This window comes from Planotetraspora mira (assembly GCF_016863275.1).
In the GTDB taxonomy this organism is placed as follows: Bacteria; Actinomycetota; Actinomycetes; order Streptosporangiales; family Streptosporangiaceae; genus Planotetraspora; species Planotetraspora mira.
The window spans coordinates 1-1,112 of the sequence record NZ_BOOO01000084.1 but is presented as its reverse complement, the minus strand read 5'-3'; the positions used below and the strand labels follow the sequence as shown (position 1 = coordinate 1,112).

The 1,112-nt window shown below is 68.0% G+C and carries 1 protein-coding gene; it reads left to right on the top strand.

The window, feature by feature from the left end; translation table 11 throughout:
* Nucleotides 1-1,112 (top strand): Gfo/Idh/MocA family protein (locus tag Pmi06nite_RS41585; protein ID WP_203958769.1); only part of this gene is annotated, 1,112 nt, incomplete at both ends.

The window sequence follows — 1,112 nt, the reverse complement described above, 5'->3', positions numbered from 1 at the left end:
GGGTACGCGTTCATGGGACGTGTGCACTCCCAGGCCTGGCGAAGTGTCGGCGCGTTCTTCGACCTGCCCGTGACACCGTCCATGACGGTGCTCGCGGGCAGGTCGCCCGAAGCGACCACCGCGGCGGCGGCCCAGCTCGGCTGGGCCGCGGTGGAGACCGACTGGAAAAACCTCATCACCCGCGACGACGTGCAGATCGTCGACATCTGCACCCCCGGCGACTCCCACGCCGAGATCGCCATCGCCGCCCTGGCCGCCGGCAAACACGTCATCGTGGAAAAACCCCTGGCCAACACCGTCGCCGAAGCCGAAGCCATGGCAGCAGCCGCCGCCCAGGCCTCCGCCAAGGGGGTGCGCTCGATGGTCGCCTTCAACTACCGGCGCGTCCCCGCCGTCGCCCTGGCCCGCCAACTCGTCGAACAAGGCCGGCTCGGCACCATCCGCCACGTCCGCGCCCAATACCTCCAAGACTGGATCACCGACCCCGACTTCCCCCTGGTCTGGCGACTCCAAAAAGACAAAGCCGGCTCCGGCGCCCTCGGCGACATCGGCGCCCACATCATCGACACCGCCCAATACATCACCGGCGACCTCCTGACCGGGGTCTCGGCCATCACCGAGACCTTCATCAAAAACCGGCCCCTCGCCGAAGCCTCCGCCGGCCTGGCCGCCGGAACCGCGGCCGGCACCGGTGAGGTCACCGTCGACGACACCGCCCTGTTCATCGGCCGCTTCACCGGCGGAGCAGTCGCCTCCTTCGAAGCCACCCGCTTCGCCTCCGGCCGCAAAAACTCCCTCCGCATCGAAATCAACGGCTCACACGGATCACTGAGCTTCGACTTCGAAGCAATGAACGAACTGTGGTTCCACGACCACACCCTGCCCCCCGAGGAAGCCGGCTTCCGCCGCATCCTCGTCACCGAGTCCGGCCACCCCTACGCCGGAGCCTGGTGGCCCCCCGGCCACGGACTCGGCTACGAACACTCCTTCACCCACGAAGTGAAGGACTTCCTCGAAGCCATCACCACCGGCACCGACCCCGCACCCTCATTCGCCGACGGCCTACGCGTCCAGCAAGTCCTGGCCGCCGTCGAAAAAAGCGCGGCAGACGG